Annotated in this window: 16 protein-coding genes; 11 read left to right on the top strand and 5 right to left on the bottom strand. The window is 58.7% G+C overall.

The window, feature by feature from the left end; all coding sequences use genetic code 11:
• Positions 1-3 precede the first annotated feature (3 nt).
• Both fruK and fruB read right to left on the bottom strand, forming a co-directional pair.
• Positions 4-945 (bottom strand): 1-phosphofructokinase, encoded by a 942-nt coding sequence (gene fruK, locus FO014_RS18305; protein ID WP_111736755.1) that lies wholly within the window; start codon positions 943-945, stop codon positions 4-6.
• Positions 942-2,075: a fused PTS fructose transporter subunit IIA/HPr protein gene (gene fruB / locus FO014_RS18300; RefSeq protein WP_160030549.1), complete on the bottom strand. Its 1,134-nt coding sequence runs from the start codon at positions 2,073-2,075 to the stop codon at positions 942-944. The genes fruK and fruB overlap by 4 nt, the downstream gene beginning before the upstream one ends.
• A gap of 247 nt (positions 2,076-2,322) precedes the next feature.
• Here fruB and FO014_RS18295 point away from each other — a divergent pair, with 247 nt between their 5' ends.
• The 3 genes from FO014_RS18295 to torA all read left to right on the top strand — a co-directional run bounded on the left by FO014_RS18295 (position 2,323) and on the right by torA (position 6,649).
• On the top strand, positions 2,323-2,745 hold the full coding sequence (locus FO014_RS18295) for a nucleotide triphosphate diphosphatase NUDT15 (protein WP_160030548.1): 423 nt from the start codon (positions 2,323-2,325) through the stop codon (positions 2,743-2,745).
• A 255-nt stretch (positions 2,746-3,000) separates the two neighbouring features.
• A complete protein-coding gene (locus FO014_RS18290; RefSeq protein WP_160030547.1) occupies positions 3,001-4,155 on the top strand; it encodes a NapC/NirT family cytochrome c in 1,155 nt (384 codons plus the stop codon).
• 13 nt (positions 4,156-4,168) lie between these two features.
• Positions 4,169-6,649 (top strand): trimethylamine-N-oxide reductase TorA, encoded by a 2,481-nt coding sequence (torA, locus tag FO014_RS18285; protein WP_160030546.1) that lies wholly within the window; start codon positions 4,169-4,171, stop codon positions 6,647-6,649.
• A 77-nt stretch (positions 6,650-6,726) separates the two neighbouring features.
• Here torA and FO014_RS18280 read toward each other — a convergent pair whose 3' ends face one another.
• Positions 6,727-6,981, bottom strand: a complete 255-nt coding sequence (locus tag FO014_RS18280; RefSeq protein ID WP_160030545.1) for a YkgJ family cysteine cluster protein — start codon at positions 6,979-6,981, stop codon at positions 6,727-6,729.
• 299 nt (positions 6,982-7,280) lie between these two features.
• Between FO014_RS18280 and mtr the strand changes: the two genes are divergently transcribed.
• Both mtr and yeiP read left to right on the top strand, forming a co-directional pair.
• Complete coding sequence (gene mtr / locus FO014_RS18275; protein WP_160030544.1) at positions 7,281-8,522, top strand: tryptophan permease; 1,242 nt, start codon at positions 7,281-7,283, stop codon at positions 8,520-8,522.
• 130 nt (positions 8,523-8,652) lie between these two features.
• Positions 8,653-9,225 carry an elongation factor P-like protein YeiP gene (gene yeiP, locus FO014_RS18270; protein WP_105231857.1) on the top strand — a complete coding sequence of 191 codons (573 nt, stop codon included), beginning with the start codon at positions 8,653-8,655 and terminating at the stop codon, positions 9,223-9,225.
• A gap of 145 nt (positions 9,226-9,370) precedes the next feature.
• Here the strand turns inward: yeiP and uxuA are convergent, their stop codons facing one another.
• Positions 9,371-10,561: a mannonate dehydratase gene (uxuA, locus tag FO014_RS18265; protein ID WP_160030543.1), complete on the bottom strand. Its 1,191-nt coding sequence runs from the start codon at positions 10,559-10,561 to the stop codon at positions 9,371-9,373.
• Between the two features lie 331 nt (positions 10,562-10,892).
• Between uxuA and FO014_RS18260 the strand changes: the two genes are divergently transcribed.
• Positions 10,893-12,371 (top strand): mannitol dehydrogenase family protein, encoded by a 1,479-nt coding sequence (locus FO014_RS18260; protein WP_160030542.1) that lies wholly within the window; start codon positions 10,893-10,895, stop codon positions 12,369-12,371.
• A 45-nt stretch (positions 12,372-12,416) separates the two neighbouring features.
• On the opposite strand, the gene FO014_RS18255 is transcribed toward FO014_RS18260, so the two are convergent.
• On the bottom strand, positions 12,417-12,725 hold the full coding sequence (locus FO014_RS18255) for a type 1 fimbrial protein (protein WP_160030541.1): 309 nt from the start codon (positions 12,723-12,725) through the stop codon (positions 12,417-12,419).
• 320 nt (positions 12,726-13,045) lie between these two features.
• Between FO014_RS18255 and FO014_RS18250 the strand changes: the two genes are divergently transcribed.
• From FO014_RS18250 to FO014_RS18230, 5 genes are all read left to right on the top strand, one after another.
• Entirely contained in the window at positions 13,046-14,020 is a 975-nt protein-coding gene (locus FO014_RS18250; RefSeq protein ID WP_160030540.1) for a CobW family GTP-binding protein, read from the top strand.
• A 48-nt stretch (positions 14,021-14,068) separates the two neighbouring features.
• Positions 14,069-14,779 (top strand): phosphatase PAP2 family protein, encoded by a 711-nt coding sequence (locus FO014_RS18245; protein WP_160030539.1) that lies wholly within the window; start codon positions 14,069-14,071, stop codon positions 14,777-14,779.
• Between the two features lie 411 nt (positions 14,780-15,190).
• The gene (gene mepS, locus FO014_RS18240; protein WP_105231863.1) at positions 15,191-15,769 is read left to right on the top strand and encodes a bifunctional murein DD-endopeptidase/murein LD-carboxypeptidase; all 579 of its coding nucleotides are present in this window, start codon (positions 15,191-15,193) and stop codon (positions 15,767-15,769) included.
• Positions 15,770-15,950: 181 nt separating this feature from the next.
• Positions 15,951-16,604: a TetR/AcrR family transcriptional regulator gene (locus FO014_RS18235; RefSeq protein ID WP_160030538.1), complete on the top strand. Its 654-nt coding sequence runs from the start codon at positions 15,951-15,953 to the stop codon at positions 16,602-16,604.
• 100 nt (positions 16,605-16,704) lie between these two features.
• Positions 16,705-18,297 carry a cyclic di-GMP phosphodiesterase gene (locus FO014_RS18230; RefSeq protein WP_160030537.1) on the top strand — a complete coding sequence of 531 codons (1,593 nt, stop codon included), beginning with the start codon at positions 16,705-16,707 and terminating at the stop codon, positions 18,295-18,297.
• The last annotated feature ends 35 nt before the right edge of the window (positions 18,298-18,332 follow it).

The raw sequence follows: 18,332 nt of genomic DNA, 5'->3' as shown, positions 1-18,332 counted from the left end.
CTGCTATTGATTAAAAGGTTTCAGGTCGACGCGCGCCATCATCGCGGCCAACTGCGGACGATCGGTGATGCCTACGTTGCTCTGGCTCACGGCCAGGGCGGCGACCGCGGTCGCCAGGCGCAGGGTGTGCTCGCTGGACTCGCGCATCAGCAGGCCGTAGATCAGCCCGCCGACCATCGAATCGCCGGCGCCGACGGTGCTGACCACTTCGCAGGACGGCGGCTTGGCGATCCATTCGCCGGAAGCGTTCACCCACAGCGCGCCTTCGGCGCCGAGAGAAATCACCACGTGGGCGATGCCCTGATCGCGCAGCGCATGCGCCGCCTCCACCACATCCTTCAGCGTCGGCAACGGGCGGCCGGCCCAGATTTCCAGCTCGCGGCGGTTAGGCTTCACCAGCCACGGCGACGCTTTCAACCCGGCGACCAGCGCCTCGCGGCTGCTGTCGAAAATAATGCACGGACACTGGGCGCGCAGGCGGGTCATCCAGTCGGTAAAGGCTTCCGGCGCCACGCCGGCCGGCAGGCTGCCGCTGACCGCCACCATGTCAAACTGACCAAGCCAGCTCAGGGAATCCGTCACGAAACGTTCCCAGTCCTGCGGCGTCACCTCAAAGCCGGAAAAGTTAAAATCGGTCACTTCGCCGTCTTTTTCCGTCAGTTTGACGTTAATGCGGGTGCGGCCCGGCACCACCTGAAAACGGTTGGCGATGCCCAAATCGCTGAACAGTAGTTGGAAGCCGTCCTGATTATCTTTGCCGAGGAACCCGCCGACGGTCACGTCGATGCCCAGATCCTTCAGCACCTTGGCTACGTTAATGCCTTTGCCGGCGGCGTGCAGACCGGCGGTTTTCACCCGGTTGACTTCGCCGCGCTCAATCTCGGGGCAAAAGCCCACCAGATCGTAAGCCGGGTTTAACGTAATGGTTGCGACTCTTCTGCTCATGCCACACCCTCGCCCAGTCCGCTGCCGATGGCTTCACCAATCGCCGTCAGCGCCGCTTCGGCATCTTCGCCGCTGGCGGTAAAGCGCAGGTGGTGACCTTTCTTCACCCCCAGCGCCACCACTTTCATCAGGCTGCGTCCATTGGCCGGTTTACCACTGCCGTCCAGATTGGTGACGGTAATATCGCAGTTAAACTGTTTGATCACGTTCACCAGGGCGGTGCCCGGACGGGCATGCAGACCGTGTTCGTTACGAATCACATATTCGGCGGTCAGCACTTCGCTCTGTTCCGCCACCTCACTGGTCAACAACGCCAGCACGCCGGCGGCATCCGCCTTCAGCAGACGTTCAGCTTTTTGCGCTAGCAGCAGATCGCTGAGGTAGTTCAGCACCGTCAGCGGCTGCGCGTCGGCGACCGCCACGGTCAGCAGCAGCGCTACCGGCTCGCCGTCTTCGGTAAACGCCTGCGCCGGACGGCTGACCGTCGCCGCGCTGCCCAGGTTGCCTTCATTGCTGTCGCTCAGCCAGATGCCCTGCCCCAGGTTCAGCGGCTTGCGGGTAATCACATCGCTGACGAAGTTTGCGTCCACCGCGCCAATCTTTTGCAGACGGCCGGCGTTCAGCGCCTGCAGCGTCATCAGGCTGTCGGCGCTGACGTCCAGCGCAATCAGCGAGACGTCGAACTGAAATTCCGCCGCCTGTTTCTCGCCCATCAGCAGGCTGCGCAGCTCTTCCGCGCTGGTGGTCTGCGCCAGCTGCTGTGCAACGTTGTCATCGCTCAGCACATGGGTCAGCTGACGCAGCAGCGCCAGGTGCTCATCGGAACGGGCGGCGATGCCGATCACCACATAGGCGGTCTGGCCTTCACCCCACTCAATGCCCTGCGGATACTGAAAGACCTGCACGCCGGTGTTCAGCACCAGATCGCGCGTGTCGGTGGTGCCGTGCGGAATGGCAATGCCGTTACCCAGGTAGGTGGAGGTTTGCAGCTCGCGCTGCAGCATGCCGTCGACGTAGGCGGCGCTGACGCAGCCGGCCTCGGTCAGTGCGGCCGCCACCTGCCGGATGGCATCCTGTTTGCCGCCGGCGGCGGCGCCCAGATGGATGTCTTGCTGTGACAACTGGAACATGGTTCTCCTCTCCTGCTGAATTGAATCGTTTCAGCTTTATTGAGAAAAAGGAGCGTTATCTATCGAAAAGCAATCGGCCTGATAACGCTGAAACGTTTCAATCAATATGTGAGGCGCACTAGCTGAAAGCAAGCTTTGCCGCGTTTGATATGATAGATTTTTGAGCTTACGCACATTTTCCCCTCGCTCCGCACGCGCGAACGGGCGGGAAAGGCAGATTGCTGAAGTTTAGCTGAAGGAGAAATTCATGGCGGTGTTAACGGGCATCGGGGTGATTATCGTCAACCCGCAGGGGGAAATCCTGGTGGGCAAACGCTGCGGCAGACACGCGCCCTACTGGTCGATTCCCGGCGGCCATCTGGAGGCCGGCGAAAGCTTCGAACGCTGCGCCCAACGCGAAGTGGCGGAAGAAACCGGGCTGCATATCGCTACACCACAGTTTGTCGGCGTATGTAATAACCTGCAAACCTGGCGCGAAGAAGGCAAACACACCGTATCCATCTGCCTGGTCACCGCACACCCCGGCGGCGAAGCGGTGCTGAAAGAGCCGGAAAAGTGTGCCGAATGGCGCTGGTGCCGGCCGGAGGCGCTGCCCGAGCCCCACTTTGAAGCCAGCCGCATGGCGATCTACCTCTGGCAGCACCAACTGGCCTACCACGCCCCACGCTGATCGCCGGACATCACGCTTTGGCAACAAATCCGTGATACCCGCGCCATCTGTTTCGTCACCGTTGTTCACAACAGCGTGATATATCAGCGATATATCACGCTGCTTTTTCCTGAAAGTGTCACTTTTACCGCTAATAACCCTAATGTGTTAGGTGACTTTAATGATAACCTTTATAATCTCGCGGTTATAACGGCCGAAAGAGCCGGTTTTCAACGCGTTTTTATCGGGCATTTCATCATTATAAGCGGGTTTACTATGAGCAAAAAACTGACGAACAATGAAAAGCGACGCCGGTGGGGATGGTTATGGCTGCTGCTGCTTGGCATTGTGCTCGGTGCGGCGCTGCTGGCCGCCACCGCCACCGTGTTCCATAAAACCAGCGACAGCGAGTTTTGCGTCTCCTGCCACAGCATGCAGCAGCCCCTGGCGGAGTATCAGGGCAGCGTACACTTCCAGAACCCTAAAGGCATCCGCGCCGAATGCGCCGACTGCCACGTGCCACATCAGCCCATCGACTATTTATGGACCAAGATCCGCGCGGTCAAAGATATTTATGGCGAAATGACCGGGGTGATCGATACGCCGGAGAAATACGAGGCGCATAAACTGGCGATGGCGCAGTCGGTCTGGAAGACGTTGAAGGACAATGATTCCGCCACCTGCCGCTCCTGCCACAGCTTTGACGCTATGGACATCACGGCGCAACGCCCGGAAGCGCGTCTGCAGCATCCGGTCGCCATCAAACAGGGCGAAACCTGTATCGACTGCCATAAAGGTGTCGCCCACATTCTGCCCGATATGAGCGGTTCCACCCAGGCTGGCGCCGCCGAACTGGCGCAGGCCGCGGCGGCAAGTTCGCCAAGCGCCACCACGCTGTACACCATCGCCACCGAGCCGTTCTTCCTGCAGCCGCAGGATAGCCACAACGCCGGCAACCTGATGCCGTCCACCGAGGTGCACGTGATCAAACAGGACGGCGACAAAGTGCTGGCTCAGGTCGACGGCTGGCAACAGGACGGCGTCAGCGAGGTATTTTATGCCGCTCAAGGCAAACGCATCCTCAGCGTATTGCTGGGTGAAGAGGCGCGTAAACAGCTGAAAACCGCCGATACCCGGACCGATGCGGAAACCGGCCTGGTTTGGCATCAGGTTTCCCTGCAGGTCTGGCTGCCGCGTAAGCAACTGATTGACGATCAACAAAAAATCTGGCGCTACAGCGCGGAGATGATGTCGGCCAACTGCACCGGCTGCCACGGCCTGACCGCCCTTGACCGCTTCAACGCCAACCAGTGGATCGGCGTGATCAAAGGCATGGCCCCGCGGACGTCGTTGACGCAGGAACAATTACGCGTGCTGACCCAATACGTGCAGAAACACGCCAGCGATATGTCGCCGGCGGCCAAGTCTTAAGGGAGATGCGAAGATGAGCAAATATTTACAACAGCCGTTAACCCTCAGCCGCCGCCGCTTTCTGACCGGTGTCACCGCGCTGGCCGCCGCCCCGCTGCTGGCGGGCCTGTGGCCAAAATCCGCGCTGGCGCAGGCCATCAGTCAGGCGCTGCCGCAGTTTACGGCGCTGCGTCAGGCGCAAAAAGGCATTCTGACCGGCGCCCACTGGGGCGCCTTCGAGGCTATCGTGCAGGACGGCAAAATGGTCGGCGTCCAGCCGGTAAAAGACGACCCTTACCCGAACGAGCTGATCGCCATGGCGCCCTATCAGGTGCATGCGGAAAACCGCGTGAAATACCCGATGGTGCGCAAAAGCTGGCTGGAAGGCGGCCCCGGCAGCCGCACCGATCTGCGCGGCCATGACGAGTGGGTGCGCGTCAGCTGGGATAAGGCGATTGAGCTGGTGTGCGGCGAAATCACCCGCCTGCAGAAAGATCACGGCCCGCAGTCGATCTACGCCGGCTCCTACGGCTGGAAGAGCGTCGGCATGCTGCACAACAGCCGTACGCTGCTGCAGCGGCTGATGAACCTGACCGGCGGCTTCCTCGGCTATGCCGGCGACTATTCGACCGGCGCGGCGCAGGTGATCATGTCGCACGTGGTCGGCTCGATGGAAGTTTACGAGCAGCAGACCGCCTGGCCAAACGTGGTGGAGCACAGCCAGCTGGTGATTCTGTGGGGCTGCAACCCGATGGTGACGCTGAAAAACAGCTGGAACGTGCCGGACCATTACGGCCAGACCGGTTTTGCCGCGCTGAAGCAGAAAGGCACCCGCGTCATCAGCATCGACCCGGTGCACAGCGACAGCGCCAAATTCGTCAATGCGCAGTGGATCGCCCCGCGTCCCTATACCGACGGCGCGATGCTGCTCGGCATCGCCCACACCCTGCTGACGGAAAAGCGGCATAACGCCGACTTCCTGAACACCTATACCGTTGGCTTTGACAAATTCAGCGCCTACCTGCTGGGCGACGACGACGGCGTCGCTAAAACCGCCGACTGGGCCGCCGATATCTGCGGCGTGGAAGCCGAGGCGCTGCGCCAGCTGGCGCGCGATATGGCCGGCCACCGCACCATGATCATGGGCGGCTGGGGCATTCAGCGCCAGCACCACGGCGAACAGCAGCACTGGCTGCTGGTGACCGTGGCGGCAATGCTCGGCCAGATCGGCCTGCCGGGCGGCGGCTTCGGCTTCAGCTATCACTATTCCTCCGGCGGCAGCCCGACGGCCAAAGGCGGCATCGTCGCCGGGATTTCCGCCGGCAACGCGCCGCGCAACTCACCAACGCCGATTCCGGTGGCGCGCATCGCCGACTGCCTGGCCAATCCGGGCAAAACCATTCAGTTCAACGGCGCAGACGTCACCTATCCGGAAGTGAAGATGGTGTATGTGGCGGGCGGCAACACCTTCCACCAGCATCAGGACACCAACAATCTGGTCAAGGCCTGGCAGCGGCCGGACACCATCGTGGTCAACGAACCGTACTGGACCGCCACCGCCAAATATGCCGATATCGTACTGCCGGCCACCACCAGCTATGAGCGCAACGACCTGGAAATGGGCGGCGACTATTCGCAGCTGTATGTGTTCCCGATGCACCAGTGCGTACCGCCGCAGCACGAGGCGCGCAGTGATTTTGATATCTTTGCCGCCATGGCGGCCAAACTGGGCGTGCAGGAAGCCTTTACCGAAGGCAAAGACGAAATCCAGTGGCTGAAAGGCATGTATGACGATATGAAACAGCAGGCGCGCAACGCCCGGGTCGCCCTGCCGCCGTTCGATATGTTCTGGCAGTCCAACAACTATGTGCGCTTCCCGGTGCCGGAGGCCAATACCCAGTGGGTGCGCTTTGCCGACTACCGGGAAAACCCGCTGCTGAACCCGCTCGGCACGCCGTCCGGCAAGATAGAGATCTACTCCGACGCCATCGCCAAAATGCACTATCAGGACTGCCGCGGCATGCCGAGCTGGATGCCGCCGCACGAATGGTATCGCGGGCCGGAAGCGGAAAAATACCCGCTGTCGCTGAATACCGCGCACCCGGCCAACCGCCTGCATTCGCAGCTCGATAATACGCCGCTGCGCCTGAAACTTGCCGTGGCCGACCGCGAAGCGATCATGATCAACCCGCAGGACGCCAAGGCGCGCGGCATCAGCGAGGGCGATCTGGTGCGCGCCTTTAACGATCGCGGCCAGATTCTGGTCGGCGCGCGGGTCAGCGAGGACGTACGCCCGGGTGCGGTGCGCATCAGCGAAGGGGCCTGGTTCGATCCGGCCGATCCGTCGCAGCCTGGCTCCCTCTGCAAGAACGGCAACGTCAACTGTCTGACGTTCGATATCGGCACTTCCAGCCTGGCGCAGGGCAACTGCGGCCAGATGGCGCAGCTGGAGATCGAGAAATATCAGGGAGAACCGCCGAAAAACACCGCGCATGCGGTGCCGGCCGGCGCCTGATGCGGCATTAGAGAGCAGAGAATCGCGGGGTGCTGGTGACGGCGCCCCGTTTTTTTATCTGCCGCACACTGAACATGTTAAGGGGCGGTGTCCGCCTCCAGGCGGATAAGATAGATCAGCGCCTCATCCCGACTGCCGGCGCACATCTCGCGGCTGGGCTGCAGACCGGCGCAGACTTTCGGGCGCAATGGCGAGTGGAACAACCCGCAGCGCAGGCGCTCATCCAGATGGATACAAGGAGTATTAGCCGGTTTGCCATCCGGCATGCCCGGTATCGGGCTGGATATGGAAGGCGCGGTACAGCAGGCCCCACAATCAATACGGCATTCCATACGCAACTCCCGGTAACGGTAAAGGCGCGACGATACCAGAAGCGCCCCGGCAACGATACAGCCCCCTGAGTTTTATTGCGCGGATTGCGGCGGCGCGCTACGTCAGCATCCGGTAACCACTGCGGGTACAATGCGATGTCAGCGCCGCTGACTCGGTTCGGTATGCAAGATAGTGCCATGTTGTCAGCCAATCATGCACTCTTTATGCGTAATAAGCCCTTTACATGCACCTCGCCACCGCGTACCATCACGCTAGTACAAAAGAACCAATGCGCTAAACGGCCACACCAGGAGCCAGTATGTCTGCGGACAGTATCCAGAAAATTTCCCGCCCCTCAGTACTTGGCGGCGCCATGATCATTGCCGGCACCGCCGTCGGCGCCGGTATGTTCTCCATTCCTATTGTAACTTCCGGCGTATGGTTCAGCGGTTCGGTCGCGCTACTGATTTATACCTGGGCCTGTATGCTGATTTCCGGCCTGATGATCCTGGAAGCCACGCTGCACTACCCGGCCGGCGCCAGCTTCCATACCGTGGTCAAAGATCTGCTCGGCAACGTCTGGAGCGGCATCAACGGCCTGTCGATCGCCTTCGTGCTGTATATTCTGACCTACGCCTATATTTCCGCCGGCGGCTCGATTATCGCCCATACGCTGGAGAACAGCGTCGGCGTGGGCCAGACCGGCGCCGGCCTGGTGTTTGCCGTGCTGGTGGCGTTTATCGTCTGGCTGTCGACGCGCGCCGTCGACCGGCTCAGCACCATTCTTATCGGCGGCATGGTGATTACCTTCGCGCTGTCGGTCGGCAATATGTTCACTCAGGTGCAGCCGGCGGTGCTGTTCGATCTGCATAACAGCGACGCCAGCTACATGCCGTATGCGCTGGCCGCGCTGCCCTATCTGCTGACGTCGTTCGGCTATCACGGCAACGTGCCGGGGCTGGTGAAGTATTACCATAAAGACAGTCGCGCGGTGGTGCGCAGCCTGGTGTACGGCACGCTGCTGGCACTGGCGATTTACATCCTGTGGCAGTACGTGATTCAGGGCAATATCGCGCGCGACGCCTTTAAACAGGTGATCGCCGAAGGCGGCAATATCGGCAGCCTGCTGAAGCAGATGGGCAACAGTAGCAGCCAGATCGTCAGCCAACTGCTGAACGTGTTCTCCTATATGGCGCTGGCCAGTTCATTCCTCGGCGTATCGCTCGGCCTGTTTGACTATATTGCCGACTTTTTCAAATTCAGCGATGACGGCTGCGGACGGGCCAAAAGCGCGCTGGTGACCTTCGCGCCGCCAACGCTGGCGGCCCTGCTGTTCCCGAACGGTTTCCTGTACGCCATCGGCTTTGCCGGCCTGGCGGCGACGGTGTGGGCGGTGATCGTGCCGGCGCTGATGGCGCGCGCCAGCCGCCGCCGTTTCGCGCAGTCAGACTATCGTGCGCCCGGCGGCCGCGGCATGATTGCCTTTATTATTCTTTTCGGCCTGATTAACGCCGTCGCACACTGTCTGGCGCTGCTGGGCATGCTGCCTGAATTTAAATAACCCTGCCGGCGGGACGGCAAGCCGCCCCGCCTTTTCACCGTTTATTTTAGCGCGCGATACTTGCCTGCAGGCCGCGGCGCGAGTAACTTGTCGCAACTTCCCAAGACTCCTCACAAACAGGTTTATTTTTATGGCAAGAGCTAACGAAATTAAACGCGGCATGGCGATCAACCACAACGGTAAATTGCTGCTGGTGAAAGATATCGACGTACAGAGCCCGAGCGCCCGCGGCGCCAGCACGCTGTACAAAATGCGCTTCTCCGACGTGCGTACCGGACTGAAGGTGGAAGAACGCTTCAAAGGCGACGATATCCTCGACACCATCTCGCTGTCGCGCCGTAAAGTAACCTTCTCCTACATCGACGGTGAAGAGTACGTGTTTATGGACGAAGAAGATTACACGCCGTATATCTTCAAGAAAGAGCAGATCGAAGACGAACTGTTGTTTATTCCGGAAGGCGGCCTGCCGGGGATGCAGGTACTGACGCTGGACGGCCAGGTGCTGGCGCTGGAACTGCCGCAGACCGTGGATATGGAAATCGTCGACACCGCACCGGGCATCAAGGGCGCTTCCGCCAGCGCACGCAACAAACCGGCGACCATGGCCACCGGCCTGGTGATCCATGTGCCGGAGTACCTGAGCAACGGCGATAAGATCAGAATTCATATCGCCGAGCGGCGCTACATGAGCCGTGCCGACTAAAATAAGCTATCTTACTTGCCACTTTCCGCTAGGGCAGTGCTCAGACTCCTCACGTACTTCAAGTACGCTCCGGGTCTTGCGCGCTGTCCATGCGGAAAGTGGCTGCGCCGATAACGCTTATTTAACACTTCAGCTCATGAGTTCTCTACAGTAGTTCAGGAAAAAAACGCCGTTTGAGCGCCAGCTCCACGCCGCGAATTTCCGCCAGCCCTTTCAGACGACCAATGGCCGAATAGCCGGGATTGGTTTTCTTACGCAAATCATCCAGCATCTGATGGCCGTGGTCCGGACGCATCGGAATCGGCCGGCGGTCGCCGGCGCGCAGCCGGCGCTGCTCTTCGCTCAGGATCGCCTCAATCACCGCCACCATATCGACATCCCCCTGCAGGTGCGCGCCCTCGTGGAAGGTTTTCGGGTTCTCTTCGCGGCAGGTAGCGCGCAGGTGGGTGAAGTGAATGCGATCGCCGAAGATTTCAATCATCTTGACCAGATCGTTATCGGCGCGCACGCCGTAAGAGCCGGTGCACATGGTGAAGCCGTTATGGAGGCTGTCGACGCACGCTTTCAGCCACTGCATATCCTCAATGGTGGAGACGATGCGCGGCAGGCCGAGGATCGGACGCGGCGGATCGTCCGGGTGCACCGCCAGACGAATGCCCACCTCTTCCGCCACCGGCACGATCGCCTGCAGAAAGACGGCCATATTCTGCCGCAGCTGCGCCTTATCAATACCGTCATACTCGGCCAGACGCGCGCGGAACTGCTCAAGCGTGTAGCCCTCCTCCGCCCCCGGTAAACCGGCGATAATATTACCGGTCAGTTTGGCGATGTCCGCCTCGCTCATCGCGGCGAAATACGCCTGCGCCTGCGTCTGTTCCTCGGCGCTGTAATCCTGCTCCGCGCCGGCGCGCTGCAGAATATGCAGATCGAAGGCGGCAAAAGCGATCTGATCGAAACGCAGCGCCTTGGAGCCGTCCGGCAATTGATACGCCAGATCGGTGCGCGTCCAGTCAAGGATCGGCATAAAGTTGTAGCACACGGTATCGATACCGCAGGCCGCCAGATTACGCAGCGACTGCTGGTAGTTGGCAATGTAGCGTGCAGCATCGCCGCGCTGGGTTTTAATATCCTCATGCACCGGGATACTTTCCACCACCGACCAGACCAGCCCCTTCTCCGCTAACAGCGCTTGGCGCGCCTTGATCTCGTCGACCGGCCACACCTCCCCGTTGGCAATATGGTGCAACGCCGTCACCACGCCGCTGGCGCCCGCCTGACGCACATCATCCAGAGAAACCGGGTCATTCGGCCCGTACCAACGCCACGTTTGTTCCATACCGTATCCTTATTGCGCTTGCCGATCGCCGGTGGTGAGGCAGATCGCATATTTTAGAGAATGTTGTTATACCAACTTGCGATAGATGTCATTCATCTTTAACTTACTCTTTCGTAGCCGGCTGTCAAAATGCAAACTTCGTTTGATTGATCCATCTCACGCTTCCCAGTTTATTTGCCATGACAGCGGCGTAATGACTAACGTTGCAGCGGCGGCTATGGCACTCTGGATGCAGTGCCGTCCGCACGCTGCTTCAACAATAACGCACGGCCAACTGGTCTGATAGCTTTAGCGCTGCCGGCCAGCCTTTTACTTTGCTACGGAGCTTTGCATGAACACGATCGCCAACCAGCCGCTTCCCGCCGATGTCCAACAGCCGAGTTACGACCGCAGCGCCCTGCGCAGCCGCATCGTGCATATCGGCTTTGGCGCATTTCACCGCGCTCATCAGGCATTACTGACCGACCGAGTGCTTAACCGTCAGGGCGGCGACTGGGGGCTGTGTGAAATCAGCCAGTTCAGCGGCGACAAGCTGTTTGAAACGCTGCGCCGGCAGGATCACCGTTATACGGTGCTGGAAAAAGGCGCTGCCGGTAATCAGGCGATCGTCATCGGCGCGGTGCATGAAAGCGTCCACCGTAAACTGGAAGGCGTGGAGGCGGTGCTGGAAAAACTCGCCGAACCGCAGGTGGCGATCGTGTCCATGACCATCACCGAAAAAGGCTACTGCATCGAACCCGGCAGCGGACGACTGGATCTACAGCATCAGGCGATCCGCGACGATCTGGCCAACCCCGGCCAGCCGAACAGCGTGCCGGGACTGCTGGTTGAAGCCCTGCGCCTGCGCCGTCAGCGCGGCCTGTCGCCGTTTACCGTATTGTCCTGCGATAATATTCCGGAAAACGGCCGCGTCGTGCGCCATGCGGTGATCGATCTGGCGCAGGCGCGCGATGCCGACCTGGCGGAATGGATCGCGGAGCAGGTCACCTTCCCCAGCACCATGGTCGATCGCATCGTGCCGGCGGCCACGCCGGAAACGCTGGATGAAATTGCAACCGCGCTGGGCGGCGTCCAGGATGAGTGCGCCATCGCCTGCGAGCCGTTTATTCAGTGGGTGGTGGAAGACAATTTCGTCGCCGGCCGCCCCGAGTGGGAGGTCGCCGGCGCGCAGCTGGTGGATGACGTCCTGCCGTTCGAGCAGATGAAACTGCGTATGCTGAACGGCAGCCACTCCTTCCTTGCCTACCTCGGCTATCTTGCCGGTTACCAGCACATCAATGACTGCATGACGGACGCCGGCTACCGCCAGGCCGCTCGCCGGCTGATGCTGGCAGAACAGGCGCCGACGCTCAGCGTCAGCGGCATCGATCTCGCCGCCTATGCCGACCAGTTGATCGAACGTTACAGTAACCCGGCGCTGCAGCACCGTACCTGGCAAATCGCCATGGACGGCTCGCAAAAGCTGCCGCAGCGTATGCTGGATTCCGTGCGCTGGCACCTGGCGCACGGCGGCGATTATGCCGGTCTGGCGCTGGGCGTCGCGGGATGGATGCGCTACGTCAGCGGCGTTGACGACGCCGGGCAGCCGATAGATATTCGCGACCCGATGCTGAACGCCCTGCAACAGGTAGTCAGCAGCACGCCGGACGACGAGCAACGGGTGCAGCAACTGCTGGCGTTAAATGCCATTTTTGGCGAGGCGTTGCCGAAGGACCCGGCGTTTGTCGCAGCGGTGACGCAGGCCTATCTGTCGCTGCGCGATTGCGGCGCGCGCCAGACGGTACAGGAATGGGTCAGTAAAGGGGAATAAGCACCCTCGGCCATGCCGGGCAATTGCTCCCGGCATGGCCGGGCTTTAACGATAGTCCACCGTCATCACGGCGAGCTGGTGTTGCTGGTCCAGCCAGCGAATCTCCGTCGTGCCTAAATGCTGCGGCAATTCTTTATGCGTCGTCTCGACGTTCGGCAAAGTATGCTGGCTTTGATAGTTATGTCCGTTGCGATAACATTCCATTCGCACCCCCGTTGCCGTAATATTCAGCTCGCAAGGGCCTTCCACCACTGCGCCAATAAAATGGACGGTGCCGCCGAGCGCGCCGGCATGGCCGGCCATCATCCATAAACACAATGCACCTGCGACAGTGATAAACCTATGGGTATTCATGGCCACCTCATATTTTTATTAAGCCAATTTAAACATAGGAGATATTCATAAGAATAATCTCAAGAAAAGGCGCAATGTTTGTTGGGTATTTACTCAATTAACAGCGTAAAAACAAGCTAATAACAACAAATCCCATATTAATGGTAGTGATTTTTCCTAGGAAATTTCTTGTATCGCAAGATGGATTTTGAAACCAGAAAGGCGCATTTTTATCTGCAAGATTTGTGACTCAGCACACGTGTCCGGGATAGTTACCCATAATCCCATCAATAATGCTCAATAATTGTACCGTTAAATAAATTAACATCAGGAATCTATTTATGACGAAAACCAACCTGATCACCGGCTTCCTCGGCAGCGGCAAAACCACCACTATCCGTCACCTGTTGGCGAACAAGCCGGAAAATGAACGCTGGGCGGTGTTGGTCAATGAGTTTGGCGAAATCGGGATTGATGGTGCGCTGCTGGCCGATTCCGGCGCCGTGCTGAAAGAGATCCCCGGTGGCTGTATGTGCTGTGTCAACGGACTGCCGATGCAGGTCGGGCTGAACATGTTGCTGCAGCAGGCCAAACCCGATCGGCTGCTGATTGAACCCACCGGGCTCGGCCACCCGAAGCAGATCCTGTCGCTGCTGACGCAGGAAACCTACGGCGGCTGGATCGATCTGCGCGCCACGGTTTGTCTGCTGGACGCCCGCCAGCTACGGGAAACGCGCTACCGTGATAATGAAAACTTCCGCGATCAGCTGGCAGCCGCCGACCTGATTATGGCGAACAAACGCGACGTCTGGCAGGATGCCGACCGCGACGCGCTGCAAAGCTGGCAGGAAAACGCCGCCGCCGGCCGGCCGGTATACCAGATTGAGCGCGGGCAGATGGACGTCGCGCTGCTCGACCTGCCGCGCACCAACCACGCGGAATTACCCGATGGACAACATCACCATGCGCACGCCGCGAAGCAGGGGCTGGCCGCATTGCGTCTGCCGTCCAACGCGCGCTGGCGCCGGGCGCTGAACCAGGGGCAAGGCTACACCGCCTGCGGCTGGATTTTTGACGGCGATACCGAGTTTGACACCATCGGCATGATGGAGTGGATCCGACTGGCGCCGGTTGACCGCGCCAAAGGCGTAGTGCGCATCGCTGAAGGCACGCTGGTCATCAACCGTCAGGGGCAGGATCTGAGTATTGAAACCCGCCCCACGCCGCCGTTGGATAGCCGCATTGAGTTGATTCACAGTGAAGATGCTGACTGGAATGCGCTGCAATCGGCTTTGTTTAAGATTCGTTTAGGCTGACGGCTTTACCGTTATCATCGTTTTCTGACTATCGACACAGGTTATTTCATGACGCGCCGCAATCTTCCCCGTATTCTGCTCCTTAATATCCTGGGCATCGTCTTATTTTTGTCCTGGTATTTGCCTGCCAACCACGGGCTGTGGTTTAACCTGGATTCGGCCATTTTCTTCTTCTTTAACCAGCATCTGGCCAGCGACCCAACGTTTTTGCATCTGGTCGCCATTACCAATAACCGCGCCTTTGACGGCATTTCACTGATCGCCATGGGGCTGCTGTACCTCCATTTTTATCTGAAACAGGACGCCAGCGGCCGCCGCCGTTTGCTGGTGACCGGCGTGGTGATGCTGTTGACTGCGGTGGTGCTGAACCAGTTAGGGCACCTGCTGCCGGTGAAACACCCCAGCCCGACCCTGACCTTTGATAATATCAATCGCGTCAGCGAACTGACCGGCATTCCGACCAAAGATGCCTCCAGCGACAGCTTCCCCGGCGATCACGGCATGATGCTGATTATTTTCGCCTGCTTTATGCTGCGTTACTTTAGCGCATGGGCCTTTATGGTCGCCCTGGCGATCGCCGTGGTGTTTTCGCTGCCGCGGGTGATGATCGGCGCGCACTGGTTTACCGATATTGCGGTCGGCTCGCTGTCCGTGGTGTTGGTCGGCGCCAGCTGGTGGCTGATGACGCCGGCCTGCGACGCCCTGATTGATGGGTTAAATCGCCTGTTGCCCGGCAAACACCGCCCGGGCCGGTCATAAGTCAACGTTATCTTCCCCCGCCAGGCATCCGCTGCGGGGGAAATACCCCTCAAATCGTCCGCATCGTTGTCCCCGCTTCCGGCCTTATTTCACCCCGCCGTTGCTCGCCAAAATCGCCTAAACAGGGTTTGTTTTTTTTACCTGAAGTTTTACATTATGTTACATCGCAAACTCACATAAAAAAGTGAGAGAAAAAGGCTCGCAATCCCCTATATCTTCCGGTAATCTCTTTAACGTTTGCGCCTGTTTTATCACTTTTCGGTATTAAAACCGTGAAAAGTGTGCGTTACAGCACATTTTTTTGCCGTTTGCCGATGGCAGATAAACCGAAGTGCAATTCGGCCTCGTTCAGTTTGGCATTTTTCAGGTGGCGACATTCGTCGTTAAGGACTTCAAGGGAATTCAAGAACAATGGTCAAATCTCAACCTTTTCTGAGATACATGTTGCGGTTGGTACCCGCAATGGCGGCAGCGGTCCTGCTCTCCGCATGTAGTTCGACTCACACGGCCAATCCGGATAGCGCGCAAACTGAGATGCGTGCAGTTAATGACAAAGACGGTCTTTTACTGCAAGCCTCTCAGGATGAATTCGAGGCCATGGTGCGTAATGTTGACATCAAGTCAAAAATTCTGGACCAGTATGCCGACTGGAAAGGCGTTCGCTACCGCCTGGGCGGCGAAAGCAAACGCGGCATCGACTGCTCCGCCTTTGTGCAACGCACCTTCCGCGAGCAGTTCGGCATGGATCTGCCGCGCTCAACCTATCAGCAGGAAGATATGGGCAAGAGAGTGCAGCGCAGCAAGCTGCGTCCGGGCGACCTGGTACTGTTCCGCTCCGGTTCCACCGGCCGCCATGTCGGCATCTATCTGGGCAACGATCAGTTCGTTCATGCGTCGACCAGCAATGGCGTGATGATTTCCAAACTGTCCAACGTTTACTGGAACAAGCGCTATCACGAAGCGCGGCGGGTGTTGACCAACAACAGCTGACCTGAAAGAAGTCCTGAATACCAAACTGAACGCTGTAACGCCGCCCTCCGGGCGGCGTTTTTATTCCGGCCGCCGCGGTGAAATTTGCACTTTCGTCCGCCGGATTTTACAGTGGCGGCTGACCTCCCGCCCACGACGCCAGCAATAGCCCGCCGCGACGGCATACTTTACGGAGCCTATTTTGAGTACACCTCGCGAAACATCCGCAAAAAACACCCGCAAAAATGACCCCGAAGGGCTGAAGCAACGTATTTTCGCCAGTGCGCTGACGGAGTTCTCCGAGGCTGGCCTGAAGGGTGCGCGCCTGGAGCGCATTGCCGAACAGGCGGACACCACCAAGCGCATGGTGGTATATCACTTCAAAAATAAAGAGTCGCTGTATATCGCCGTGCTGGAATACGCCTATGCGCATATCCGCCAGGATGAGATGGCGCTCAATCTGGCAACGCTGCCGCCGCAGGCCGCCATGCAGCGCCTGATTGAGGCCAACTTCGACTATCACATCGCCCATCCGGCGTTTATCCGCCTGGTCAGCCTGGAAAACATGCAGCGCGGTCAGTACGCCCGCCAGTCGGAAAAACTGAAATTACTCAATATCAGCGCACTGCAAACGCTGGAGGATATTTTACAGCGGGGCAAACAACAGGGATTATTTTCCCCTAAAATGAATGCACGTGATGTGCACCGTATTATCAGCGCGCTGTGTTTTCACCATGCCGCCAACCAATATACGTTCGATACCTTATTTGAAGGCAACCGCACGGCGGAAGAAAAATTAGCCCACTACCGACAAATGACGGTGGAGGTGGTGATGCGTTATTTACAATGCGAATAAATAAACCACGCGGCGCCCCACTCCTTGGTGCTCAAAGCGGCGCGAATAAGATATAGTAAAAGCAGAACAAACTATTACGCCGTGCTCAGGGGGCTGGCTCATGGGGTTAAAAAAGGCATTTACCCGCCATATATCACATCGTCGGCGTAGTCTGGTTAAAAGTTGTATGGTGGCTCTGGTCTTTTTTATCCTTTTCAGCTCGGTAACGCTGTCCCTGATCTATCACCAGCGTGCGCAATTTCATCACGACCTGGCACAGCGCACGCAACGGTTCGCCGTTAATTATTTAAATACCCTGACCGGCGTGATGCGCAATATACTGCCGCTAGCGCAGGAAAACTGCCAGGCGGCCCTGCCGGATATTGGTTACCGCGCCGCGTTCACGCCGGACGTGCGCACTTTTCTGCTGGTCAAAAACGGCATCGTTTATTGTTCATCCGCCACCGGCGATATGCAGAGCACACTGAAATCCATTTCGCCGGAAATTAACTGGCATCAGCCGCTGGATATGAAACTACAGGCGGGCACGCCGATGATCCCGTACCGGTCGGCAGTGATGGTCTGGCTGCGTACCCCCGGCAGCAACGCCGACGGCGTTCTGGCCACGCTGGATATTCATATGCTGCCCTATCTGCTCAGCACGCCCGGCACGAAAAACTCCGGCGTGGCCGTGATTATGGGCACCCAGGCCTTAACCACCTTTTCAGCCGACCTGATCCCGCTGGACCGTCTGCCGCCCTATCAGGCCAACCGGTTGTCGATCCCCGGCTACCCGCTGGCGCTGCTGTTCTATAATCAGAAACTCACCGGCAACGATATTCGCCTGACGCTGCTGGCCGGACTGGTGCTGTCTTTATTGATCGGCGTGCTGTGCTACTACGCCATGCTGCTGCGGCAGAGTCCCGAACGTGCGCTGATACGCGGCATGAAGCGCAATGAATTCTTCATGGAATATCAGCCGGTATTCCATACCGCCAGCAATGCCGTTTCCGGTCTGGAGGCGCTACTGCGCTGGCAACACCCGACAGAGGGCCGCATCCCGCCGGATCTGTTTATTCCCTATGCCGAAAGCGAAAACCTGATCGTGCCGCTGACGCGCCACCTGTTCAAACTGATTGCCGACGATGCCGCCAAGCTGGCCCAGGCGCTGCCGCCGGGCGCCAAACTGGGGATGAATATCGCGCCTTCGCATCTGCGCGCTCCGAGCTTCCATCAGGATGTGCTGGAGCTATTAACCCAGTTGCCGCAGCACGATCTTACGCTGGTATTCGAAATCACCGAGCGTGATATGGTGGAGGAAGACTGCGCACAGCAAGAGTTTGACTGGCTACACCGCCAGGGGATCGAAATCGCGATTGACGATTTCGGCACCGGCCACAGCGCGCTGATCTATCTGCAACGCTTTAGTATGGACTACCTGAAAATTGACCGCGGATTCGTCAATACCATCGGTCGGGACACCGTCACCGCGCCGGTGCTGGATGCGGTGTTGACGCTGGCGGATAAACTGAAGATGCGTACGGTGGCCGAAGGGGTGGAAACCACCGAACAGGTCAACTTCCTGCAGCAGCGGGGGGTCAGTTTCATGCAGGGGTACTATTTCAGCAAGCCGTTGAAAATTGATGACTTTGTTGATTTTTGCCAGGCAAACTCAGTCTATAATTGCCTGACCGGCGAAACCACCGGTCCTTAGGTTTTTACGCCCGGCGCCTCTGCCGCCGTTACCAG

It is taken from the genome of Serratia rhizosphaerae, assembly GCF_009817885.1.
Lineage (GTDB): Bacteria > Pseudomonadota > Gammaproteobacteria > Enterobacterales > Enterobacteriaceae > Serratia_B > Serratia_B rhizosphaerae.
Note: the sequence above shows the minus strand (reverse complement) of the source record. Positions and strands in the feature narration are given on the sequence as shown.